The sequence below is a fragment of the uncultured Lamprocystis sp. genome (assembly GCF_903933125.1).
Taxonomy (GTDB): Bacteria; Pseudomonadota; Gammaproteobacteria; order Chromatiales; family Chromatiaceae; genus Thiodictyon.
This window is the reverse complement of record NZ_CAIZIZ010000553.1, coordinates 1-23,317: the sequence shown is the minus strand read 5'-3', so window position 1 is coordinate 23,317 and position 23,317 is coordinate 1. Positions and strand designations below refer to the sequence as shown.

25 protein-coding genes and 1 tRNA gene are annotated in these 23,317 nt (G+C 63.4%); 21 read left to right on the top strand and 5 right to left on the bottom strand.

The features are described from left to right. Window positions 1–254: 254 nt before the first annotated feature. From QZY03_RS30395 to QZY03_RS30365, 8 genes are all read left to right on the top strand, one after another. Window positions 255–1,985: a VWA domain-containing protein gene (locus tag QZY03_RS30395; protein ID WP_295587873.1), complete on the top strand. Its 1,731-nt coding sequence runs from the start codon at window positions 255–257 to the stop codon at window positions 1,983–1,985. Window positions 1,986–2,252: 267 nt separating this feature from the next. Further along, window positions 2,253–2,501 (top strand): hypothetical protein, encoded by a 249-nt coding sequence (locus QZY03_RS30390; RefSeq protein ID WP_295587872.1) that lies wholly within the window; start codon window positions 2,253–2,255, stop codon window positions 2,499–2,501. A gap of 74 nt (window positions 2,502–2,575) precedes the next feature. Continuing rightward, complete coding sequence (locus QZY03_RS30385) at window positions 2,576–3,190, top strand: hypothetical protein (RefSeq protein WP_363168553.1); 615 nt, start codon at window positions 2,576–2,578, stop codon at window positions 3,188–3,190. A 41-nt stretch (window positions 3,191–3,231) separates the two neighbouring features. After that, entirely contained in the window at window positions 3,232–3,453 is a 222-nt protein-coding gene (locus QZY03_RS30380; protein WP_295587870.1) for a hypothetical protein, read from the top strand. A gap of 136 nt (window positions 3,454–3,589) precedes the next feature. After that, window positions 3,590–4,096 (top strand): DNA repair protein RadC, encoded by a 507-nt coding sequence (gene radC, locus QZY03_RS30375; protein ID WP_295587869.1) that lies wholly within the window; start codon window positions 3,590–3,592, stop codon window positions 4,094–4,096. A 2-nt stretch (window positions 4,097–4,098) separates the two neighbouring features. Further along, window positions 4,099–5,133 carry a toprim domain-containing protein gene (locus QZY03_RS30370; protein ID WP_295587867.1) on the top strand — a complete coding sequence of 345 codons (1,035 nt, stop codon included), beginning with the start codon at window positions 4,099–4,101 and terminating at the stop codon, window positions 5,131–5,133. 301 nt (window positions 5,134–5,434) lie between these two features. Then, the gene (locus tag QZY03_RS32330; RefSeq protein WP_363168551.1) at window positions 5,435–5,656 is read left to right on the top strand and encodes a helix-turn-helix domain-containing protein; all 222 of its coding nucleotides are present in this window, start codon (window positions 5,435–5,437) and stop codon (window positions 5,654–5,656) included. A gap of 769 nt (window positions 5,657–6,425) precedes the next feature. Continuing rightward, window positions 6,426–7,391: a tyrosine-type recombinase/integrase gene (locus QZY03_RS30365; RefSeq protein ID WP_295587865.1), complete on the top strand. Its 966-nt coding sequence runs from the start codon at window positions 6,426–6,428 to the stop codon at window positions 7,389–7,391. Window positions 7,392–7,484: 93 nt separating this feature from the next. On the opposite strand, the gene QZY03_RS30360 is transcribed toward QZY03_RS30365, so the two are convergent. Then, window positions 7,485–7,561 (bottom strand) — tRNA-Arg (locus tag QZY03_RS30360). Window positions 7,562–7,905: 344 nt separating this feature from the next. Here QZY03_RS30360 and QZY03_RS30355 point away from each other — a divergent pair. Next, entirely contained in the window at window positions 7,906–8,103 is a 198-nt protein-coding gene (locus QZY03_RS30355; protein WP_295587863.1) for a hypothetical protein, read from the top strand. Here QZY03_RS30355 and QZY03_RS30350 read toward each other — a convergent pair. Continuing rightward, window positions 8,019–8,567 (bottom strand): DUF6444 domain-containing protein, encoded by a 549-nt coding sequence (locus tag QZY03_RS30350; protein WP_295587861.1) that lies wholly within the window; start codon window positions 8,565–8,567, stop codon window positions 8,019–8,021. The two genes, QZY03_RS30355 and QZY03_RS30350, sit on opposite strands and share 85 nt — an antisense overlap. 90 nt (window positions 8,568–8,657) lie before the next feature. Between QZY03_RS30350 and QZY03_RS30345 the strand changes: the two genes are divergently transcribed. The 12 genes from QZY03_RS30345 (at window position 8,658) to draG (ending at window position 20,124) form a co-directional block, all read left to right on the top strand. Continuing rightward, window positions 8,658–8,936 (top strand): hypothetical protein, encoded by a 279-nt coding sequence (locus QZY03_RS30345; protein ID WP_295587859.1) that lies wholly within the window; start codon window positions 8,658–8,660, stop codon window positions 8,934–8,936. A gap of 86 nt (window positions 8,937–9,022) precedes the next feature. Beyond that, a complete protein-coding gene (gene alaC, locus QZY03_RS30340) occupies window positions 9,023–10,261 on the top strand; it encodes an alanine transaminase (RefSeq protein ID WP_295587857.1) in 1,239 nt (412 codons plus the stop codon). 119 nt (window positions 10,262–10,380) lie between these two features. Beyond that, complete coding sequence (locus QZY03_RS30335; RefSeq protein ID WP_295587855.1) at window positions 10,381–11,697, top strand: homoserine dehydrogenase; 1,317 nt, start codon at window positions 10,381–10,383, stop codon at window positions 11,695–11,697. A gap of 7 nt (window positions 11,698–11,704) precedes the next feature. Next, window positions 11,705–12,883 (top strand): phosphoglycerate mutase, encoded by a 1,179-nt coding sequence (locus QZY03_RS30330; RefSeq protein WP_295587853.1) that lies wholly within the window; start codon window positions 11,705–11,707, stop codon window positions 12,881–12,883. A 121-nt stretch (window positions 12,884–13,004) separates the two neighbouring features. Next, window positions 13,005–14,078, top strand: coding sequence for a DUF2333 family protein (locus QZY03_RS30325; protein WP_295587851.1), 1,074 nt, complete (start codon window positions 13,005–13,007; stop codon window positions 14,076–14,078). Window positions 14,079–14,617: 539 nt separating this feature from the next. Next, on the top strand, window positions 14,618–16,126 hold the full coding sequence (gene nifB, locus QZY03_RS30320) for a nitrogenase cofactor biosynthesis protein NifB (RefSeq protein ID WP_295587849.1): 1,509 nt from the start codon (window positions 14,618–14,620) through the stop codon (window positions 16,124–16,126). A gap of 24 nt (window positions 16,127–16,150) precedes the next feature. Next, window positions 16,151–16,429 carry a ferredoxin gene (locus tag QZY03_RS30315; protein ID WP_295587848.1) on the top strand — a complete coding sequence of 93 codons (279 nt, stop codon included), beginning with the start codon at window positions 16,151–16,153 and terminating at the stop codon, window positions 16,427–16,429. A 16-nt stretch (window positions 16,430–16,445) separates the two neighbouring features. Then, a complete protein-coding gene (locus tag QZY03_RS30310; protein WP_295587846.1) occupies window positions 16,446–16,961 on the top strand; it encodes an ArsC/Spx/MgsR family protein in 516 nt (171 codons plus the stop codon). Between the two features lie 5 nt (window positions 16,962–16,966). Further along, window positions 16,967–18,256, top strand: coding sequence for an FprA family A-type flavoprotein (locus QZY03_RS30305; RefSeq protein WP_295587844.1), 1,290 nt, complete (start codon window positions 16,967–16,969; stop codon window positions 18,254–18,256). 184 nt (window positions 18,257–18,440) lie between these two features. Further along, window positions 18,441–18,725: a 2Fe-2S iron-sulfur cluster binding domain-containing protein gene (locus tag QZY03_RS30300; RefSeq protein ID WP_020504197.1), complete on the top strand. Its 285-nt coding sequence runs from the start codon at window positions 18,441–18,443 to the stop codon at window positions 18,723–18,725. 45 nt (window positions 18,726–18,770) lie between these two features. Further along, window positions 18,771–19,121, top strand: a complete 351-nt coding sequence (locus tag QZY03_RS30295; RefSeq protein WP_295587841.1) for a 2Fe-2S iron-sulfur cluster binding domain-containing protein — start codon at window positions 18,771–18,773, stop codon at window positions 19,119–19,121. Window positions 19,122–19,182: 61 nt separating this feature from the next. Then, window positions 19,183–20,124: an ADP-ribosyl-[dinitrogen reductase] hydrolase gene (draG, locus tag QZY03_RS30290; RefSeq protein WP_295587839.1), complete on the top strand. Its 942-nt coding sequence runs from the start codon at window positions 19,183–19,185 to the stop codon at window positions 20,122–20,124. Between the two features lie 71 nt (window positions 20,125–20,195). Here draG and QZY03_RS30285 read toward each other — a convergent pair whose 3' ends face one another. From QZY03_RS30285 to QZY03_RS30275, 3 genes are all read right to left on the bottom strand, one after another. Further along, window positions 20,196–20,612 (bottom strand): hemerythrin family protein, encoded by a 417-nt coding sequence (locus QZY03_RS30285; protein WP_295587837.1) that lies wholly within the window; start codon window positions 20,610–20,612, stop codon window positions 20,196–20,198. A gap of 78 nt (window positions 20,613–20,690) precedes the next feature. Further along, on the bottom strand, window positions 20,691–21,578 hold the full coding sequence (locus QZY03_RS30280) for an SIR2 family protein (protein WP_295587835.1): 888 nt from the start codon (window positions 21,576–21,578) through the stop codon (window positions 20,691–20,693). Window positions 21,579–22,219: 641 nt separating this feature from the next. Further along, window positions 22,220–23,101: a hypothetical protein gene (locus tag QZY03_RS30275; protein WP_295587833.1), complete on the bottom strand. Its 882-nt coding sequence runs from the start codon at window positions 23,099–23,101 to the stop codon at window positions 22,220–22,222. Between the last annotated feature and the right edge of the window lie 216 nt (window positions 23,102–23,317).

The window sequence follows — 23,317 nt, the reverse complement described above, 5'->3', positions numbered from 1 at the left end:
GGTGACGGCTGGTGTTTTGGTCGACTTCAGACGATACCGCCGGTCTCCCGCTGCCGCCACCTCCGCAGGAGCCGCCGGCCCTGGTCCAGCCCACCCGTGCACAGCGCCCGGCCTCAGGCAAAAATGGCCAAAGTCGAGTTCTTCTGACCCAACGGCGAATTGGGCGCTCCGGCGCCCGATCCGTCTTCAATCTCCCCCTGGGGGCGCCCGTCGCCCCAGTGGGGACGGTGCGCCCCATTTTCTTGGAGCGCACTATGAACCAGAACAACCTGATGCAGGCCCTGCCGATCGTTGCCGCTGCCTATGGCCGCAAGTTCGGGGTGCAAGTGGTGGTGGGCGGAAACCGCGCCTGCACCAACGGGCACAGGATTCTGATCCCGGCGATCAGCGATGACCCCAACGCCAAGATGCTCGCCTGGGGGTACTTGACCCACGAGGCCGCGCATCTCCGCTTCACGGACTTCCAGGCGGGCGAGGGGACCCGGGCGAAGGGGCCGGTGGCCAAGGCAATTCTCGGCGTTGTCGAGGATATCCGCATCGAGAACGCCATGATGCACCCCTACCCAGGGGCGCGGATCACGCTCGATGCCTTGTGGCAGTGGCTCTTGGCAGCCGGCATGACCGCTCCCCCAAAGGACGGAGACCGGTCGGCGGCGGTCCTCGTCAACACGTTGATCGTCATGGGTCGCCACCGCTACCGGAACATGCCGGCGTTTGCGGCGGCGGCAAACGAAGCCGAGCGCGTGCTGCGCAATCGGTTCCCGGCGCGGTTCGTGCACCAGCTATTCGGCCTGATGGCGGAGATCCCGAGCCTCCGGAGCACTGCGGGGGCGGCCGAGCTGACTGAGCGCATGGTGGCCCTCATCGAGGCGGATGCGCAGGAGCCACCGCCTCCGAAACCGGGCGACGACGAAGCGGCCGGGGACCAAGCGCCCGGCGATGACGAGGCGACCGGGGACCAAGCGCCCGGTGACGATGAGGCAGCCGGGGACCAAGCGCCCGGTGACGATGAGGCAGCCGGGGACCAAGCGCCCGGCGACGATGCGGCGACCGGGGGTCAAGCGCCCGGTGACGATGCGGCGACCGGGGACCAAACGCCCGGTGACGATGAGGCAGCCGGGCGCGACGCTCTCCGGGCGATCCTCTCGGCGGGACAGGGCGACCTGCCAAAGGACCTCTTCGAGGAGGTCGCGCAAAAACTGAATGGGCACACGGCGGGTCGCTGTACGCCGCTCCTGCCGTCCTTGGAGGACTACCAAGGAAACCAAGTGCGCGGCAACGCCCGACTCGCCGCGGTGAAAGGGGAGTCTGCGAAGCTCGCAGCCAGGCTCCAAGGCCTCGTCCAGGCCCACGACCTGGTCAGGACCAGAACGGTGAGACGCGGACACACGGTCAGCACCAGACACCTGCACCGGGCGGCAGTTGGGGACGATCGGATCTTTCAGCGCAAAGATACGCGGGCCGCCCCAAACACGGCCATCCATTTGGTCCTCGATCTTTCCGAGTCGATGGAAAGGGGTCCTGATCGCCTCGCGTTGGACGCAGCAATGGCGCTCGCCCTCGCGCTCGAGCCGATGCGCGGGGTGTCCTGCGCCGCAACGGCGTTTCCAGGCCGGGACAAGGACCCGTCCGTCGTCACGCGGATCAAGAGTCACGGTGATCGCGTGGCGGCGCGGGCTGGGGCCTTCATGCAGGAAGCGCGCGGAGGAACCCCGATGTCTGGGGCGCTGTGGTACGCCGCGGCCGACCTGCTGGCGCGACCCGAGGAGAGAAAGGTCATTTTGACCCTCACCGATGGGGACCCAAATGATTGGGACAGCGCAGCAGGCATGGTGACGCGCGCGACCGCCGCGGGCATCGAGATGATCGGCGTTGGCATCGGCACGAGCGTCGACCGGCTGTTTCCGGTCGCAGTGCAGATCGCCAGCGTCGCCGACCTGAAAGGTGAGTTGTTCCGTATCGCCGAACAGCTGCTTCTGAAGTAACCAACCGACGCCAGGTCCAGGCCGACAGTCCCTCGCGGACTGCCCGGCCTGGTCCAGGAGGCGTGCCTGCCCTGTGCTCTTGGTGTTCTCACCGGTCAGAGTCCAGCGCACGCAGGTCTTCTTCGGTGCTCCATGGCGAGACCGAGATCACCGCCAGCTGAGCGGGATACAAGAACAGCCTAACCCAGTCCTCGCAAACCGAAACCCCGTGGGGCCATGCACCCCAGCGGGGGCGCCGGTCGCCCCGCGTTTCACAGGAGATACGCCATGCGGTTTCTCTGCGCCATCGACCCGGTGTACGAGCCGCCGGACCCGACGGAGTATGACGTCGCCATGGACGCCGACGACGCCGACGAGGCGGCCACGCAGGCCGTCGAACAACACGACCGGAGCGTCGCGGAGTATCCATCTCAGCGCGTCGTCTGGGTCAGGGAGACCCGCGGCGACGAACCGAACCGGTACGTGGTCCATCTGACCCACGCGCCGCGCTATGCGGCGATCTGGACGCCGGCATAAACCCGCGATCGAACCCCACCGGGGAGCATGTCTCCCCCAGGGGTGGCCTGTCTCCCCACTCACCGGAGCGCGACATGACCATCCCCACCGAGACCGCCGAACGCATCGCCACCGCGGTGCGCACCATCGCCACGACCGCCAGCAGCCGCTTGGGGTCAGACTGCATCTGGCACGCCCTGGCGTGCCGCCACTTGCTCGCCCGCGAGGGCATTGACGACGCGCGCCTGGTGGCCGGCTATGCCGCCTGGCGCGTCGATGGCAAGGACCCCGGCGCCGTGGTGTGTCACCACGCCGCGGGGGTGCCCTGCGATCCCGCGAGCGGCGGACTCTTGTTTCACGCCTGGGTCGCCTGCGGGACCCAGGTCTTCGATGCGACCACCTACCAACTGGGCAGAAAGATGGCCGCGATGGACGCCGCGGACGGCGGCCGGACCCCGGTCCGGTGGTCGCCGCCGTTCCTCCTGGTCGAGCGCACGCAATGTCAGTCGTGGCGTTCTGTCCGGGATGGATTCCGGGCCGGATTGTTCTGCTACGACCCGATCCCAGCCATCGCCGAGCGGGTCGCCGGTCATCCCGATACCGAATTGGACGCAGACGCCATCGCCCTGCTGGAGCAGGTCTACGGGCGGGTCAAACGCGGCGATCCGCTCGTCGTGGTCGGCCCGTGCGGGATCGCCGCGACCGCCTGACCGCCCGCCGGCGGGCTTGTCCACACAACCCGAGAGAGACCATGAACCAACCTGCTACCCGCCACTGGCTGCTGATCATCGAGGGCGATGTCGAGCCCTTCATCGTCGGCCCCCTGGACGAACCCGACCTGCTCGTCAGAGCGCGAGAACACCGGGCGAACGACCCGTCCGCGGACGACGGCCTCTACGCACTGAGCCTGGACGCCGCGGGCAACCTCCGCATCGATGCGTTCGCGTCCGCCGCGCTGGAGCCAAACGGATAGCGGCTCCCGAGACCAGCAAACCCGCCATCCGCGCGCCCTGAACCGGGCGCGCGGCCCGACCGACCCCCCAGGGGAGACTCGCTCTTCCCCACGGGGACGGTGCGTCTCCCCGGTTTCATCCACCCCGGAGACCAGCATGTCCAAGCAACTGTCACTGTTCGACGACGACCCGAACGACGACGGCCGCCGCCCGGCCCTGTCCCGCACCGACCGCACCCTGGTGGCGAAGGCCATCCGCTGCCTGGAGGCCGTGTACATGACCAAGACCGACGCGCTGACCAGTCCGCAGGACACCCGCGACTACCTGAAGCTGCGGCTCTACGGTCTGCCCTACGAGATCTTCGCGTGCCTCTTCCTGGACAACCGACACCGCGTCATTCGCTACGAGGAGTTGTTCAAGGGCACCATCGACGGTGCCAGCGTGCATCCCCGCGAGGTGGTGCGCCGGGTCATCGAGACGACAGCGGCGGCGGTCATATTTGCACACAATCACCCAAGTGGCGTGGCCGAGCCGAGTCAGGCGGACCTGCGCATCACGCAAACGTTGAAAAATGCGCTTGCGCTGATCGACGTGCGCGTGCTCGATCACATGATCGTCGGCGATGGCGCGATCACCTCGCTGGCTGAACGGGGGTTGCTGTAACCATGAAGATCGATGTTGCTGTGGTGCGTGACCAGGCCCGCGGTCAGTGGATCGGCATCCTCGGGCGTCTCGCCCCGACCTTGGACCAGGCCCTGGCCCGTCCCGGTCGCCACGTTCCTTGTCCCGTCCATGGCGGACGCGACGGGTTCCGGCTGTTCCGCGATGTCGACCACACGGGCGGCGGGATCTGCAATACCTGCGGGTCCTTCCGCGACGGCTTCGCCCTGCTGATGTGGGCCAACGACTGGGGCTTCCGCGCGGCCCTGGACGCCGTGACCAGCGACCTGCGGCTGGACGGCGGGGGCCCGTGGACGGCACCGCCGCCGCGACCGAAAACCGCACCCGCCCCAGCGTCGTGCCGGGACACGGACGTGGCAGAGGCCGCCCTGCGGCGGGTGTGGTCGCAGACCCTGGACCCGACCGACCCGCAGGCCCAGCCGCTGCGACGTTACCTGCGCGGCCGCGGCATCGATGCCGAACCGGACGCCCAGGTGATCCGGTTCCACCCGGGGTTGGGCTACTACGACCAGGACGGCCACCGGATCGGTGCCTACCCCGCGCTCGTCGCGCGGGTGGCGGACGCGCAGGGGCGACCGGTCAGTTTGCACCGGATCTACCTCGATCGGGAGGGGCGCAAGGCCCCGGTAGCGAGTCCGAAGAAGATGATGACGCCATTGGCGCCGGTCCTGGGAGGAGCCATCCGCTTGTACCCGGCCGGAGCGACGCTGGGGATCACCGAGGGCATCGAGACCGCCCTGGTGATCCGTCAGCGCACCGGGATGCCGGTTTGGTCCGGCGTCTCCACGACCCTCTTGGAGCGGTTCGTGCCGCCGCCGGGGGTGTCGCTGGTGGTGGTCTGGGCGGACCTGGATGTGTCAGGCGCGGGCGAGAAGGCGGCCATGCAGTTGCGTGAGCGCCTGCTGGCGCGCGGCATCCAGGTGGCGGTGCATGTCCCGCGGGGGCCGATCCCGGCGGGCGCCAAAAGCCTGGACTGGGCCGACCTGTGGCGACTCAACCTTCAGGCGGTCGCTGCGTAGCGCCTTGTCTTTGCCCGTCCCTTCTGACCCCGCACCGGCCGAGCCGGTGCGGGGTTTCTTTTGCCGATGACAAGCAGAAACGCCGCGCCGAGAGAAAAGTTATCTAAACTTGAAAAGAAGCACTCTTAGACCTATCCTTGGTCAGCATGATATTCAGGTCCCATCGCGACGGGAGGGCAGCCGTGGAACTGCCGGTTCGGCAGCCCGCTTTCGACCGAGCCAGATCGCAGTTCTGGCTTGATTCGGTGTGTCCGTCCGCCGTCGGCCAAGGCGCGTCGTTTGCCTCTGCGGGCGGCCAGCCATGACTGATCCACTGCTGGTGGACCTGGCAGAGTGTGCGCGCCAATTGGGGCAGGTCAGTACACGTACGGTGAGGCGGCTTATCGATGCTAATTCGATTCGGTCGGTTCGCGTGGGCCGGCGCTTGATGGTCACCATGGAGTCTTTACGTGAGTATGTAAACCACGAAAACGCCAACCGCAATACTCCGGATCGGGTGAAGCGGGATGTGCGGGGGGAGTAGTACATGCCGTAACGTAAGTTTAATGATTATAAATGAAATATTTGGCGAGCAGATTCGCCACCTTGGTGGGCAACTTTCACCGATGCAAGCTGCAAGTGAGTTACTCCAATGTGAAGTTCGCCGTCAGGTCACGGTGGATCGGGCTGCGAACCCGCGTCTCCCAACATCCGCGAAATCGCGCGGCACTACCCGCTGGACCACAGCAATGAGAATCTCCCGGTGGAGGACCGCGGCTGCGAACTCTTCGACCAGGTGGTCTGCGCCGAAGGTCGGTACCCCGAGTGTCCGGCCATCAAAGCCTGCGTCTTCGGGTCGGACCAACGGATTGGCGAGTCCGCGCGGGGCGACGCGGTTCGCATTGTCGTGGCCATCGGGACGCCCCAGGACGGTTCGAACACTGCGCAAGCGTCATGACGGGGCCTAGCGCCATGCGACGCCTGTATCCACGCCCGGACGCGGCAGAATACCTGGGCATGTCGGCCAGATCGTTCGACGCGATGGTGGCCCCTTACGTTCCTTACGTGCTGGTCGGAAAGACCGGGAAGCGGTACGACGCTAAAGATCTGGACGCCTGGGTGGACGCGCAGATTAAGATAGACCCCGCGGGTGTCGGCGCAAGGAGCGAGACATGCGAAAAGCAAACCCGCCGCGCGGGCTACGGCTCCGCGGCGAAATCTGGCACATCGATCGGACGGTCAGAGTCGGCCGCGATCACATCGAGCTTCGAGAATCTACTGGATGCCGCTCGGTCGCGGACGCACAGGAGGTGATGGATCGCCGCGTCCACGAGACGCGGGAATTGCTGCTGAACGGTCCGACCAAGGTCGAGCGGACTTACCGCGAAGCGGCGGCCGAGTACATCGCGGACCTGGAGAGCCGCGGGAAAGACAGCGCGCGTGCGCTACAGGACTTGCGCATGCTGGACGCGATCATCGGTGGTCTGCCGGTTGGCCATGTCCATCAGGGGGTACTCAAGGACTGGATTGCCTCGCAGCGCGGCGTGCGTGCTTCAGGGACCATTGATCGGGCCTTACGCACGGTGACTACGGTGCTGACCTTTGCGGCAAGGGTTCTGCGCGATGGGAATACACCGTGGCTAGCGGTTATTCCCAAGCTCAGTTCGCCGGATTGGGGAGCACGGCAACCGGTGCGGCTGACTTGGGAGCAGCAGGACCGCCTCGTTGCGGCACTGCCCAGACATCTGGTTGGGCCGGTCCAGTTAGCCCTATCAACCGGGGCGCGCCAGCACGAGATTACGACGCTACGCTGGGATCAGCACCACGTCGTCAACGGGTTGCCGATGTGGTCGGCGTGGTGGATACCGCCGGAGGTTCGCAAAGCCAGCAGTAAGCGCAAGGCCAGCGAACAACAGGGTCGGTATGTGGTCTGTAACCTGGCAGCTCGGTCGGTGATTGCTGCGCAGGTCGGTAAACATCCGGTCCTGGTGTTCCCCTCACCGAAGCGCGACGAAGCGATGTACCGGATCAATAACCATGGCTGGCGGGGGGGCTGTCGAGAAGCCGGCGTGGCGATGCGAGTGCATGATCTACGGCACACCTTCGGCGAGCGGGCAGCGGATGCCGGAATCCCGTTGGATGTAAGGCGGTCGCTGCTCGGTCACGAGCACCGGGACATCACCCTGCACTACTCATCGCCGGGGCTGGCGAGACTGCTGGAGGAGGCGGAGCGGATTGTGAGGCCCGCACCCCAAATGGAGGTGGTGTCCTCACAATAAGGATTGGGGAGCGAGGCTACGATTGCGGTACCGCACATCCAGCCCACAATCAGACGGAGTCAGGTCGTCAGACTCGTCTAATTCATTGAAAAATGGCGCGCCCGACAGGATTCGAACCTGTGACCCCAGCCTTCGGAGGGCTGTACTCTATCCATCTGAGCTACGGGCGCTTGGGGACCGGGAGGGACCCAGGGCCTGGCGGCTTGACGGGTCTTTGGATGCCATCGTTGATGGCTCCACCGGACGCATAAGTTTACATCGGTGCGGCTGGCGCGTCCATGCCCGCGTTGCTAAGGAAACAAGGGAGACACCGCGATGGTCCGTCACATCCCCTGCGGGATAGCCGTTAACGAGAGCGAGCGCATCGCCTGGGAGCGCCTGTTTGCCCCCCGCCACCCAGGGGTCCGGCGTTTTCCATCGCATCTAGCGCGGCCAGCATCCGACGCGCCGCGATCGGGTCATCCTGCATCTCTACGAGCTGTCAGCCACCCAAGAGAAACAAGCGCTTGAGTTGGTGAAGCGCGAGTTCGACACGATCCAGCGCCAGCGCTGGCAGAAGAGCCCCTTCGTCCCCAGCCTGCTGGACTCGTTCCAGGAGGCCGAGGGCTATCCCGGCGAGTTGGTCTTCTACTCCCTGGTCGATCCGGCCGCCCCGACCATCGCCGAGCGGCGCAAGGACCAGGGCTGGGACCTTCCGGCACGCCTGGCGTAGGGGACACGCAGGTCGGTGACGAACCGCAGGACCTCGTCGCGATGGTCCTGGAGGCGGATGACCAGGTCGATGACCTGGCGGCGCTCAGGCAGGGCGTTGACCTCCAGGTCGCCCAGCGCGCGACCGCAGGAGCAGGCGCCGGTCAGTGGGACCACGACGGTCTGATCGGGGGTATCGACCAGCTCCCGGGTCACGCCCGGATGGTCTTTCTGCCCGCCCGGTTTGCGACCGCTCACCTGACGTTGGGAGCGCGGCGACGGTTTCTTGAACGGCGGGTCTGTGGGTGGGGGAATGCTGGAATGACGGCTGTTCTTGGCCGGGCGCGCTTCCAACTCCTGGAGCCGCTGCTGAAGCTGCGCGATCAGCGCCGCCTGCTCCGCCACGGTCGCGCAGAGCGCCGCGTTCTCCGGGCGCAGCCGAGCCAACTCGGCGTCTGGCGTCTCGGGAGAGTCGGTTGGGGGCATCAGCTTAGGCATGCTGAGAAGTTACTGCCTTAACGCGCTGTTTTCAAGTGTGCTGAACAGTTACGCTTTTTTACCCGTAGCAGTGCCGGGGTGTATCGTCCCATTGACCCGGAGGACGGGGTGATCCGCTCGCGGGTGCTGCCGGGCTTTCAGTTCCGGCTGGACGACCTCTGTCGGCGACCAGAGCACAGCACGTTGCGCGATGATCCGGTCTACGCCGATTTTGTGCTGCCGGGTTGGCGGGAGGCCGAGCAGCGGGCGGTCACCGAGGCGCAGGCGCGGCGGGAGGCGCAGCAGCGTGCGCAGGAGGCCGAACAAGCACTCACCCGGCTCCAGGCACAACTGGCCGACCGGCCGCCCGATCGCTGACCCGCAAAGGTGCGGGAGCGGTCGCGGTTTCAATCTCCGGGGCGCGACGTTAAACTCTAGGGCTTTATTCCAACCCCGAGAGTGCCGTGGTCCTGCCCGAGCCCGATTTTCGCCGCATCAAGCGCTTGCCGCCCTATGTTTTCAACATCGTCAACGAGTTGAAGGCCGAGGCACGAGCGCGTGGCGAGGATATCATCGATTTCGGGATGGGCAACCCGGATCAGCCGACGCCGCAGCACATTGTCGACAAGCTGATCGAGGCGGCGGCGCGCAAGGATACGCATCGCTACTCGGTGTCCCGCGGCATCCCGCGGCTGCGCCGGGCGATGTGCCACTGGTACCGCGACCGTTACGACGTACACCTGGACCCGGATGCTGAGGCGATCGTGACCATCGGCTCCAAGGAGGGTCTGGCCCACCTGGCGTTGGCGACCATGGGGGCTGGAGACACCGTGCTGGTGCCCAATCCGGCCTACCCGATCCATCCCTATGGGTTCATCATCGCCGGGGCCGATGTGCGCCATGTGCGCCTGACCCCGGACGTGGACTTTTTTGAAGAGCTGCGTCGGTCGATTCAGGATTCCTGGCCCAAGCCGAAGATGTTGGTGCTGAACTTTCCCGGCAATCCGACCACGCAGTGCGTGGACCTTGAGTTCTTTCAGCGGGTGATCGACATCGCCGGGGAGTACGGCATCTGGGTGGTGCATGACCTGGCCTACGCGGACATCGTGTTCGACGGCTACAAGGCGCCGTCGATTCTCCAGATTCCAGGCGCCAAGGACATCGCCGTCGAATTCTTCTCCATGTCCAAGAGCTATAACATGCCCGGCTGGCGGGTTGGTTTCATGTGCGGTAACAAGCATTTGGTTGCGGCCCTGGCGCGCATCAAATCCTATCTGGATTACGGCACCTTCACCCCGATCCAGGTGGCCGCCATCGCTGCGCTGGAGGGTCCGCAAGACTGTGTGCGCGAGATCGCCGGCATGTATCAGACGCGTCGTGACGTCCTGTGCAAGGGGCTGCACGAGGCCGGCTGGGAGGTGCAGTCGCCCCAGGCCACGATGTTTGTCTGGGCACGCATTCCTGATTTCATTCAGGAGCAGTTACGCGCCCGGATTCCGGACGGCGCCTCGCTGTCGCTGGAGTTTTCCAAGCGCCTGATCGCGGAGGCGCGGGTCGCCATCTCCCCGGGGATCGGTTTCGGCGAGTACGGTGATGACCATGTGCGTTTCGGTCTGATCGAAAACGAGCATCGCACTCGTCAGGCGATCCGCGGCATCAAGGACATGTTCCGGCGCGAGTCGCGTGCCGGGGCCGGCGCTTAGTCATACGTCAAGAACAAGTTAATCACGAGCACAATCGTTGTCGTTGTCGTAACTTGTTTCGCTAATCAGTGAACGGTTCTTCAGGCGATCGTCCATTAAATGAACGCGGAGGATTTTGTATGGAACCGGTCAAGATCGGTCTGTTGGGCTTAGGCACCGTCGGCGGCGGCACGGTCACCGTGCTCACCCGCAATGCCCGGGAGATCGCCCGCCGCGCCGGTCGCGGCATCGAGATCGCCCATGCCGCGGCGCGCGCGTACAAGCGCGAGGGGATCTGTGGGCTCGATCAGATCGGCCGGATCGGCGACGACGCCTTCGCGGTGGTGGACGACCCTGAGATCCAGATCGTCATCGAGTTGATCGGCGGTTACTCACCGGCGCTTGAACTGGTGATGCGGGCCATCGCCAACGGTAAGCATGTGGTGACGGCCAACAAGGCATTGATCGCCCGTCATGGCAACACCATCTTCGCCGCCGCGCGTGAGCGTGGCGTGATGGTGGGTTTCGAGGCGGCGGTGGCGGGCGGCATCCCCATCATCAAGGCGGTACGCGAGGGGCTGGCGGCCAATCATATCGAATGGGTGGCCGGCATCATCAACGGGACCGGCAACTTCATCCTGACCGAGATGCGCGACAAGGGCCGCAGTTTCGCGGACTGTCTGGCCGAGGCGCAGGCGCGCGGCTATGCCGAGGCCGACCCGACCTTCGATGTCGAAGGCATCGACGCCGCCCACAAACTCACCATTCTGGCTTCGCTGGCATTCGGCATCCCGCTCCAGTTCGAGCGCTGTTACACGGAAGGCATTTCGCGCATTGAGGCTCAGGACGTTGCCTATGCCGGGGAGTTGGGTTATCGGATCAAACATCTCGGGATCGCCAGGCGCAACGCGGACGGGATCGAGCTGCGGGTGCATCCCACGCTCATCCCCCACCGGCGGTTGATCGCCAACGTGGACGGCGTGATGAACGCCGTGCTGGTGAAGGGCGATGCGGTCGGCCCGACACTTTACTATGGGGCCGGTGCGGGCTCGTTGCCGACGGCCTCCTCCGTCGTGGCTGACGTGGTCGACGTGGTGCGTGCGCTCACCACCGACCCCAACAATCGGGTGCCGCACCTCGCGTTCCACCCGGACGAACTGGCGGATACCCCGATTCTCACCATGGAACAGGTGGAGACCGCCTATTACCTGCGTCTGACGGCGCTGGACGAGCCCGGCGTCATGGCCCGCATTGCCAGCATCCTGGGGGAACAGGGCATCAGCATCGAGGCGATCCAGCAAAAGGCCCCCGGCGAGGGTGAGACCCATGTGCCGCTGGTCATGCTCACCCAGCGCGTGCGCGAGGGCCAGATGAACCAGGCGATCACCCGCATCGAGGCCTTGGCGTCGGTGCAGGGGTCGGTGATGCGGATTCGGGTGGAGACCCTGGCTGGCTGACGGCCCCGTGTCCGCGCCGACCGTGAGTCTGTTGCCGGGTGAGTGCCATCTCATCTGCCCCGCGCTCTTTGTCGCGCCGCCGGGGGCGGCTGACCTCAAGATCCGCGCTCCGGCCCTGGACCGCCTGCTGGCCCGTGCGGATCACGTGGAGGCGCCATCCCGTGACCCCCTGGAGACGTTAGCCGCCGCTTTCGGTTTGACCGCCGCCGCGTCCTCCACGGCAAGGGTTCGTCTTGCCGGTGGGATGCCACAACGCAGTGTCGGGGATGATCAGTCCCCGGCCATGACGGGCGCGCTGAACCAGGCGCCGCCGGTCACCGGGCCAGACCGCGACCTGCCGTCCGCCGCCCTGAGTCTGCTCGCCGACGCTCCCGAACGGGCTCGCGACGGCTGCTGGTTTCATGCCGACCCCGTGCACCTGCGCCCGGACCGGGATCGGCTGCTGTTGTTCGCCGGACCGGCGCTGGCGCCGCGGGTGGATGAGGCGGATGCTCTGGTTGCCGCTTTCAACGCGCATTTCGCGGCGGATGGGCTCTACCTCATCGCCGTCCGGCCCGACCGTTGGTACCTGCGGGTGGCCGAACAGCCGAACCTGCGGACCTGCCCTCTGTATGAGGTGGTGGGACGCGACCTGGACGCCTGCCTGCCGAACGGCCCTGACGCCCGTGCCTGGAACCGCTGGCAGAACGAGGCCCAGATGCTGTTCTATCGGCATCCGGTCAATCAGATGCGTGAGGCGGCCGGGCGGCCGGTAATCAGCGGCGTCTGGACCTGGGGTGGCGGAGTCCTGCCGACAGTGTCCGGCGGACCCGCGCTGACCATTGCCGATCATCCGCTGGCGGTTGGTCTGGCGCGGGCGAGCGGCGGCGCCTGGCGGGGGCTCGACGCGCTGGATTGCGCCGCGTGGCGCGACGCGACCGGCACCGTGCTGTTCTGGGACCACCTGTGGCAGTCGGTGCCGGCGGGTGACCTGGATGCCTGGCGCCGTGGGCTCGACGCCTTGGACGTTCTGGTCGCGACCCTATTGTCCGAGCTGGCGGCCAAACGGCTGCGCCGTCTTACGATCGACAACGGGATCGGTGATCGTTTTACCTTGAGCCGGGCTGCCCAGCGCAGTTTTTGGCGCCGCCGCGGGACACTGGGCGATTGGATCGTCCGGCGGTCGGGCCCGGATCGCCGACCGTGACCCCTGGCACGTCACGCGCCTCGCCGGATGCGGCGGCGTCTTGGAACAGTTCGATTCACCCCAATCTACTGCCGGATTTGGGGATATTCTCAAGCACACTCTTCATTTTCAGGAATACACAATGGCTGATTTAGAATTCGCGAAACGACTTGACCTGGCCTCAAAGGTCACCAAGGTCGTCACCCTCTATGATCCCCGGGTCTGGAAAGAAAAAGGTCTGTGGTGGACCGTCGGTCTCTTTCTGGTCACCTATGTGCTGGTCATCTTCGTTCTCGGGATGATCTGGTCGCGCTCACCCGGCCCCTTCGACGTGCGCGAGGAGGCGCTGCTGATGACGAACAACGACCCGGCCAAGCTGGTCGACGGGACCGCCACGGTGGTGTCCGCCATCCGGATCGCCGAGACGCTGCTCGACAAGCCCGGGGGTTACCTGACCAACGATATCACCCCGCCTGGTATCTTGCTGGATAATATCCCCAACTGGGAATTCGGCGCCTTGACCGAGTTACGCGACCTGTCGGATGCCTTGCGCAACGATTTCAGCCGCGCTCAGTCGCAGTCGATTGAAGATAAAGATCTGGCCGTGGCGCAGCCCCAGTTCAATTACAACTCGGACTCCTGGATTCTGCCTTCGTCCGAGTCGGAGTATCGTAAGGGTATCGCTGCCCTGTATCGCTATTTTGGCCGGCTCACCGACAACAAAGATCTGGATGGCCAGTTTTTCGCGCGCGCGGACAATTTGACGGCCTACCTCGAAGTGGTCGAGAAGCGGTTGGGCAGTCTGGCGCAGCGTCTGTCGTATGCGGTCGGGCAAAACCGTCTCAGCACCGACCTGGCGGGCGACCCCAGTGCGAGCCAAGCCAAGCCGGTTTCCGACGAGAAACAGACCAAGACTCCTTGGACGGAGATCGACGATGTCTTCTTTGAGGCGCGCGGCTACACCTGGGCGTTGCTGCAAACGCTGCACGCTCTGGAGATCGATTTCAAATCGGTGCTCACGGACAAGAATGCACTGGTCTCGCTCAAGCAGATCAACCGGGAATTGCGGAACACCCAGAATACGATCTGGAGTCCGCTCATCCTCAATGGCACCGGTTTCGGACCGATGAGCAATCACTCGCTGGTGATGGCCTCCTATATCTCGCGTGCCAATGCGGCAATCGGTGATTTGCGAGCCCTGTTGCAACGGGGCTGACCGGCACTGTCCGCACCGGCCGCCAGGGGTGGCCGGTGCCCGTGACCGATTCGCGCACCTTATGTCGTTGTCGTAATCGTAATCGGAGAAGCGATTCTCTTCGGGCATGAGCAACCCGATGTCGATCGGGTTTCGCGTCGCAGCGTCGCCCGGGCGTCCAAGGCCGTCAAGCGTTTGAAAGGAACATCAGCCACCCGCAACATGAATGTTCCCCGTGGGAGCGGCGTCCCGCCGCGATGCGGTGCTGCGGGGCCTTGATCATTGTTCCGGCCAGCGACGGCCTGCCCGCAACTGGAGGCCGAGGCTTTAGGCGGTGACGATTCCCCGCCATCTTATGGCCTGAGCCCTGTTTCTATCCCAACAACCCCCTCACCAGCGCCCTGTCGGTTTCCCGACAAGCGACCCTCTGGCACTGCCCAGAGTTATATAAAACAATGTCTTGGAGAATGCGCCAAGACTGGCGCAAACATTGCTAAGTGTTCCCCAGAGTCAGTTTGAACCCAGCGGGCCGGGGCGCCCGCGATTTCTGGAGGCACAGAATGGAGCTGAAGGTCTCGGACCACAGTGGATCCGCGGCGGCCGTCGCCGGCGGCTGTTCTGCTAGCGGCTGCGGCAGCAGCGGCGATGCACTCGCGCACCTGCCGGAGCATATCCGGGCCAAGGTTCACAACCACCCCTGCTATTCGGAGGAGGCGCACCACCATTATGCGCGGATGCATGTGGCGGTTGCTCCAGCCTGCAATATCCAATGTCACTACTGTAACCGTAAGTACGACTGTGCCAATGAGTCGCGTCCAGGCGTGGTTTCAGAGGTGCTGACCCCGGATCAGGCGGTGAAAAAGGTGATTGCCGTTGCGGCGCATATCCCGCAGATGACGGTGCTCGGCATTGCCGGACCGGGCGATCCACTGGCCAACCCCGAACGGACGCTTGAAACCTTCCGGCAACTGACGGAAAAAGCCCCTGATATCAAGCTCTGTGTCTCGACCAATGGGCTCGCGCTGCCGGACTGTGTCGATGCACTCTGCACCCACAATATCGATCATGTGACCATCACGATCAACTGTGTGGATCCCGATGTCGGTGCCAAGATTTATCCCTGGATCTTCTGGCAGGGGCGGCGGATCAAGGGGCGCAAAGGTGTGGCGATTCTGATCGAGCAGCAGCAGAAGGGGCTGGAGATGTTGGTCGCGCGCGGAGTCTTGGTGAAGGTCAACTCGGTCCTGATCCCCGGCGTCAACGACGAGCATCTCAAGGAGGTAAGCCGTGTCGTCAAGTCCAAGGGCGCTTTCCTGCATAACGTGATGCCGTTGATTGCCGAGCCCGAGCATGGGACCTTCTTCGGTGTCATGGGCCAACGCGGCCCGACGCATGATGAGCTTCAGACTCTGCAGGACGCCTGTGCCGGGGACATGAATATGATGCGTCACTGCCGCCAGTGCCGGGCGGACGCGGTGGGGATGCTCGGCGAGGATCGCGGTCACGAATTCACGCTCGAGAAGATCGAGACCATGGACATCGATTATGGCCGCGCCATGGAGGAACGCCGCCAGGTCCACGCGGCGATCGAGGCCAACCGGGAGGCCCAACGCAAGAAGAGCGGTGAGACCTTCATCGCGATGACGGCCCTCAAGACCCGGCGCCGGGAGACTCCGCCGGCCCTGATCGCGGTGGCGACCAAAGGGGGCGGCGTGATCAACCAGCATTTCGGGCACGCCGCCGAGTTCCTGATCTACGAGGCCAACGACCAGGACGTGCGCTTTATCGGTCACCGGAAGGTGGATCTGTATTGTTCCGGCGGCGAGACGTGCGGGGATGCGGAGACGGCCTTGGCGAAGACCATCAAGGCGCTCTCCGGCTGCGCGGCGGTGCTCTGTTCCAAGATCGGCTATGAGCCCTGGGGTGCGCTGGAGGCCGCGGGTATTGCGCCCAACGGCGAGCACGCGATGGAGCCGATCGAAGACGCCGTCGCGGCGGTGTATCGCGAACTGGCGGCGAGCGGGAGTTTGGAACGCGCGACGCCAACGCCACTGCGCATGAGCGCCTGAAGCCATGTTCGAGGAGACTGACTGATGGCATACCAGATCGTCGAAGGCTGCGTGAATTGCTGGGCTTGTGCGCCGTTGTGTCCGAGTCAGGCCATCTATGAGGCGAAGCCGCATTTCCTGATCGATGCTGTCTTGTGCACGGAATGCGCAGGGGAGCATCCCGACCCGCAGTGCGCGAGCATCTGCCCGATCGAGGGCGTCATTCTGGATTCGCTCGGGGTGCCCTTGAACCCGCCGGGGTCACTGACCGGCATCCCCCCGGAGCGCCTGGCCGCGGCCAGAGCGGAGATCCAGGCGCGTTGAACCCAGGTTGATATCCATGGCCACCCAAACCCTTCCGACACCGGCTGAACTGGTCTTCTACGAGAAGCCTGGTTGTGTCTCGAACGCTCGACAAAAGGCGCTGTTAGTGGAGATCGGACACTGTCTGGAGGTTCGCAACTTGCTGACCGAGCACTGGGTGCCTGAGCGCTTGAGACCCTTCTTTGGTGATTTGGCGGTCTCCGACTGGTTCAATCCGACGGCGCCGCGGGTGCTGAGCGGGGAGGTGCGGCCGGCGGACCTCAGCGAGGCGGGCGCGCTCGCGCTGATGATGGCGGATCCGCTGCTGATCCGGCGTCCGCTCATCGAAGCCGGGGCGCTGCGCTCCTGCGGATTCACACCGGGTCCTTTTCTGGACGCCCTGGGCGTGGTGTTGGACGAGGGAGTCGATCTTCAATCCTGTTCGCGTATCGGTCAATTGGCGGATTGTCCGCTGCCGGTCTGCCCGACACCGGGTTTGACCGTCCGGCCGGTGACGACGGCAACGCCCGTAACGCTCGGGGTCGCCAGGTGAGTGTCATGGGTCAGGGACCCCAGGACGCGACCGGGAATCCGGGTGCAGTCGAGATCGCCCCTGGGGTGCATTGGATCGGCGCCCTTGATCCCTCCCTGCGCACCTTCGATATTATCCTGCGCACGGCGAATGGCACCACCTATAACGCCTTCCTGATCCGGGGTGATGCCGGTGTGGCGGTGGTGGATACGGTGAAACTCGAGTTCGCCGATGAGTTTTTTCGCCGACTGGAGTCGGTTGCCGATTACAGCGAGGTCCGGGTCATTGTGCTCAATCACCTGGAACCGGACCACAGCGGTGCGCTGCCGGAGTTGATGCGCCGTGCGCCGCAGGCGCGACTGTACATCTCCACGCGTGCCACTTCGATGCTCAAGGCCGTACTCAAACCAAAGGATTCGGATCGCCCCTTCGAATATGAGACGGTTGGCACCGGCGACGAGGTATCACTCGGCAACCGCACCTTGCGGTTTCTTCATACCCCCTTCCTGCACTGGCCTGATACCCAATGCACCTATTTGGTCGAGGACGGGGTGCTCTTCTCGGGCGACGTGTTTGGCTGCCACTATTGCGACAGCCGGCTCTATAACGATCGGGTCGGGGATTTCCGCTTTTCTTTCGATTATTACTACGCCCACATTATGCGGCCGTTCAAGGCGCATGTGATGGATGCGCTGAAGCTGATCGAGCCATTGCGCCTGATGATGATCGCGCCCACGCATGGACCGATTCTGCGCGATCGGCCGCGGCGCTATGTGACGCATTATCGGGAGCTCTCGACCTCCAGTCTGGTGGATCAGATCGATAACGAGGAGCGTTCGTTAGTGGTCTTTTACATGAGTGCGTACGGCAGCACGGCCCGCATGGCGGAGGCGATCCGGGCCGGGGCCGAGGAAGAGGCCGGGGTGCGGGTTTCCCTCTATGACCTGGAGGGCGGTGAGACCGAACCCTTCGTGGACCTGATCGAGGAGGCCAACGCCCTGGCGTTCGGCTCACCCACCATCAACGGCGACGCGGTCAAGCCGGTATGGGATCTGCTCTCGTCACTCGCGGTAGTCAACCTCAAGGGCAAGCTCGGTGCCGCCTTCGGTTCCTACGGCTGGAGCGGCGAGGCCGTGCGTATGATCGAGGACCGGATGCGCGGTCTGAAGATGCGCGTTCCGGTGGCCGGGCTGCGCCTCAAGCTCATCCCCACCGATGAGGAACTTGCCGAATGTCGGGTGTTCGGTCGTAAGCTCGCTGCCGCCCTGGTGGGCGGGGAGCAGGGGCGGGTCATTGATTTCTCGGAGTTGGGGTGAGGATGCGCCCGACGACGAGCGGCCAGCCGACCGCTTGGCGATGGCGGGTCGATGCGCAACCAGCCAGGGGCTCAACCCTTGGCGGCCGGCGGCTGCAAGACAACGCGCGCCCGCTGCGACGGGCGGCTTCGGAGGCGGACAGTTTTTCCTTTTCTATCAATCAATCAATCAGGAGTCTGAAACCATGGCTAAAGCCAAAATCACCTTTGAAGATATCAACCAGACAGTCAATGTCCCAGCCGGGACCCGGATCATTGAAATCTCCGAGAAGATCGGGGCCGGGATCATCTACGGCTGTCGGGAGGGCGACTGCGGCACCTGCATGACGCACGTGATCGAGGGCTGGAACAATCTGACCGAGCCCTCGGTGCTGGAGGAGAAGGTGCTGCGCGAGAACATGGCGAACCGGCATGACCGGCTTGCGTGTCAGGCCCAGATCCTGGGTGACTGCAAGGTCAAGCCGGCCTGATTGCCGGTATTCCCATCAATAGCCACCCATTGCCGGAGTAGACTTATGGCACTCGTTACGTTTTCGAACCCTGACTACAAGGATAAGACGGTTTATGCCGTGGCCGGAAGCCACACCGAGACCCTGCTCAAGCTCGCCAAGGAGCATAAGGTCCCCGTCCATCATGATTGCCAGGATGGCGAATGCGGGCACTGTGTGGTACGCGTCACGAGCGTGGACAACAAGAATCAGCGCATGGGCGGCCTGCTGACCGAGAAGGAAAAGGTGGTGTTGCGCGAACTCGGGAAAATCAGCAAGGACGACATCGACAAGATGGCAGTGGACGATATCCCATCCGAATGGCGCCTGGCCTGCCAGATGATCGTGCGTGACGAGGACCTCCTGGTGCAATACTGAGCAGGTCTGCCCCGGTCGCCGACCCATTCCGTCGACCCGTTCAACCAGTCGAGCAGAGCCGATGTTTGTTTTGGAACTAACAGCTGATCTGTCCGGGTCCGAGTGTTCGGCCGACGCGCTGCAAGCGCGGGCGGTCGGGGCCTACGTGGGGATGGCCGTGGGGGACGCCTTGGGTGCCACGGTCGAGTTTCTGACGCCGCGCGAGATCCATGAACAGTTCGGTATTCACCAGGACATGCGCGGCGGCGGCTGGCTGCGGCTGCGTAAGGGCCAGGTGACCGACGACACTGAGATGAGTCTGGCCTTGGGGGCGGCGATCCTGGCCGAAGGGCGGGTGGAGGCGGGGGCCGTGGCGGCCGCCTTCAGCGAGTGGATGCGCGGCAAGCCGGTGGACATCGGCCATACGGTGCGCCGCGGCATCTCGCAGTACCGTCTGACCGGCGCGACGCAGATGCCGGAGAACGACTACGATGCGGGCAACGGCGCCTGTATGCGGTCACTGCCGATCGCGCTGTGCACGCTGGGTGCCGAAAGCAGTCTGGTCGCTCAGGCCAACCGAATCCAGTCCCACACCACGCACCATAGTGCCGTCGGCGATGCCGGGACACTCACCGTCATCCGCATGGTGCAAGCCGCCTTACTCGGTGGCGAAATGGGCCATCTCAAGGGCTTGGCCGAGGCGCTGGTGGCGGAGCAGCCCCTGTATCGCTACGACCGGCGGCGCATGGAAAACCCCGGCGGTTTTCTGGTCGAGACCCTGAAAGCCGTCTTTCAAGCACTGTTTGCCACCGACAACTTTGAGGGCGCGCTGATCGAGGTGGTGAACCGCGGCGGCGATGCCGATACCACGGGTGCGATCCTGGGGATGATCGCCGGTGCGCTCTATGGATACGACGCCATTCCCCGACGCTGGCTGACGGCCTTGGACGCTAAGGCGGCAACCGCCTGCCGCGATCAGGCGCGGGCCTTGCTGCGGATGTCGCCGCACTGTTTGATGAAGTGACAGAGCTATCGTTGTCGTAATCGGATTAGCGTTCCCTGATGAACGTGTTTCGATTATTCTTGGGCGCTTCCTTAGGGTGATGATGGTTTCCTGATCCGTGCGGTACCCTTCAGATAAGCAGCGAGAGCGCTGTCCATGGTGGTGGTATGCCGCGCGAACCAGGCGGGGAGTTGTTGGGCCACAAAGGCCCTGGTCGCGTCGATGCGCCGCCCGTCGAGTGCCTGACCGAACGCATCCAGTTCGCCGCGCAGCCGCGCATGTTCGTCCAGGTGCTCTTGCATGGCTGGGAAGCCGCTCTGGCGCATCAGTACCTCTTCATTGGCGAAATGGGCGCGCGTGTGGTTGACGAGATCGGGATAGAGATAGGCGAAGGTGGCGTTGCCGGCCTCGGCCATGCGGTTGAGCAGCTCCACCAGCTCACGATGCACATGGTCCATCGCGGGAATGCCAAGCAGGAAACGGGACTCGAAATCGAGAATCAGGGGCATGGCATCTCCGCGTGCGCCTTGTTGATTGCCCCGCGGGAAGCGCGCCCGGTTGGTGGCAACTGTATTCGCCTTGGTGTCTCAGCAGCCGACCTCCGCGCGGGTGTCGGCGTCGCCCGCCGCTGCGCGCGCACCGGACTGCGCCGCCGCCAGCAGGTCGGGGATATCCGCCGCAATGATCTCAATCCGCTGTCGTTCGCAGAAGCGCCGTTCTTTCTCCGAGGGTTCCGGGATCAAAGCCCAACCGGCCGGCGTGCCTGCACCGTAGATGATATCCGACATGACCATCCGTTCGGTATCCCGTAACAGACGCAATCCCAGGAAAACATACTGCCGACCCTGTCGGTACGACTTGAGGAATGACGGGATGGCAAAACCGCCCATCAGTTCCGTGAGGTAGTCCACATAGTCGGCGTCCGAGGCGATAAAGACGGCATCCGGCAGCGGGCTGCCCATGGGTTTGAACAGCACGGGCAGCGCGGGATCGACCGCCTCCTGCGCGATTTCACGATAGGCTGTGCCGTCGTAGTGGTCGATGCGGAAGCGGTAATCGGTCCCGGCAATGCGGCTGATCCCGCGCACCAGGGTGTGGGGGACTCCGGCGTAGGAGGCCTGGAGTTGGGTGTCGCGGTTGGTGTCGATGACATAGCGCGGCAACAGGGAGGCAAGCCAGGCGTGGAGCGGGGCGCGGGTCCAAGTGCGTTCCGCATAGGTCGTGTTCAGGAAACGGGTGACGGCACCCCGCCCCCGCTTCAACTCGACGTTCATGGCCGCTCGCGGAAACTCCCACATGAGCTTTTCCGACATGGGTTTGCCATTGTTCATCGCGAGGATCAGGCTGTCGCTGTCCGCTGGAATCGGTTGGCCGTTGGCCGTGTCGGTCGCCCCCGTCAACGCGCCGGGGCCGAGATAAGGGATGATGTCACCGCTGCGGATGCCTTGCGCTAGCGTGTTCAGTTGAGAATTCACCGGCGATCACCTGTTTTTTACTGTCGTTGATTGTAAAATAAAGCAAGACGGGTGCCAGTAAAGTTGATGGTCGTGCCAATGTCTGGCGCCTGCCCGACCGGTTCCTCGTCTTCGTCTCAGAGATGTAAGCCTCTGTTGCTAGGCGCTTCTTCTCCGTGCCTCCGTGTCGCCGCGAGAGGATTCAAAAAATATATTAACGACATGGGCTGCGGTGTCTAGCAGGGGCCTGATCCTCGTTCCGGCCAGCATCGGCAGGAATGAGGTCTTACGGGGACAGTCTCGAACTGCGCAACGAGCGCGAACCCGAGACATTTAGACAGGATTAACAAGATTTACAAGATGTTATTCGTTTTCAATCTTGTAAATCTTGTTAATCCTGTCAAGAAATTTTGGAACTGGTCAGGGTCGCGGCCGGAACCATGATCAAGGCCCTCGCGGGCTAGTCGACGTGTCTTGTCGCATTTATTACAGGCTTCAGCCTTGGTCAGCATGATTGCCGTTCCGACCAAAGCGATCACCCGGATCTATCCACAGATGTCACAGATGAAGAAAAACATCTGTGTTCATCTGTGGATTGGATTTCCGTCCCAGGGACTTGGCGGAAGCTAGCCGGAAAAATGACTAAGGCCGAGCGCGTTACCTTAAGTGATACTCTTATTTCGATCATTTACGGTCTTTTGGAAAGCCGCGAGTATGATCGCGTCAAGACGGCAAATGTCCTCGGGAGTGTTGATCTGTATGCGAAAATCCGCGTAGGGGCTTGCTTCGAGTTTTATCATGCCGGTCGGAATCAGGGATGTACCCAGGGAATCTTCAATGTTGAAGCCGACCCAGTTCTTGCGGCCCTCGATCGAAACGCGCATGATCCAATATGAGGGCTTATTGAAGTAGATCCCGAAATAACCAGTTGTGTCTTTGTACGATATCTCAATTGGAACTTCCTTTCTGGTCGCTCCGTCGAGTATCTTTGCACCGGCTATCGGCGACTGTTCAAACAAACCTTTAACGACCTCAAAAACCCGCAGTTCGCGTTCGGTCGTTTCGATGCCGTGCCGTTGTATATCAAGACGATCGGAGCTTCCGGCCACGGCCGTGCTTGGTAATTCCTGCTCATTATCTGATAATGAGGTGCGCGGCGGCGACATTGTTATCGATCCGGCGCTTACTGGCTGTGCTGCCTCTTGTTCCATGGCGGAAATTGAGCGTCGGACGATCTCCCGAATGACTCGTGTCAGGGCGTCTTTCGCAATTGGCCGGAATCGTTCCAGGACATTCGCATTGACTACGCCGTCGTACATTTGCTCGGCCTTGAGAATCCAGCGAACGAAGTACTCGCTTGGTTCGCGATCCTTCAGGTCCAGCTCTTTTCTTAGGAAGGCAGCCATTTCCGCGGTATAGCGCAGTTCGGTAGCGTAGTCGCGTATGGCATCCGCCGAGAATACGCTCTTCGCAAAACGTGCAAGAACATCAAGTCCTTGATCAGCCGCGTCTAGCCGTACGATGTGGAATGGTTGGGCATCCATGACGTTGGGGTCGCCCGTGTCGGTGAAGAAGCGCCATTCGATACCATTCGTTAAGATCCCCAGTGTGACGGTTCTTGTAAGTACTTCAAGTGAAATATCTGTAGCCCTCTATCAGCAATGAGCGAATTGGATACTGTACTTTTCGCCTACCGAACCTAGGATATCGCTAAGCGCCTGATCGAGAGATTCCATGTCCCTATAAGCTGCGGATGGCAT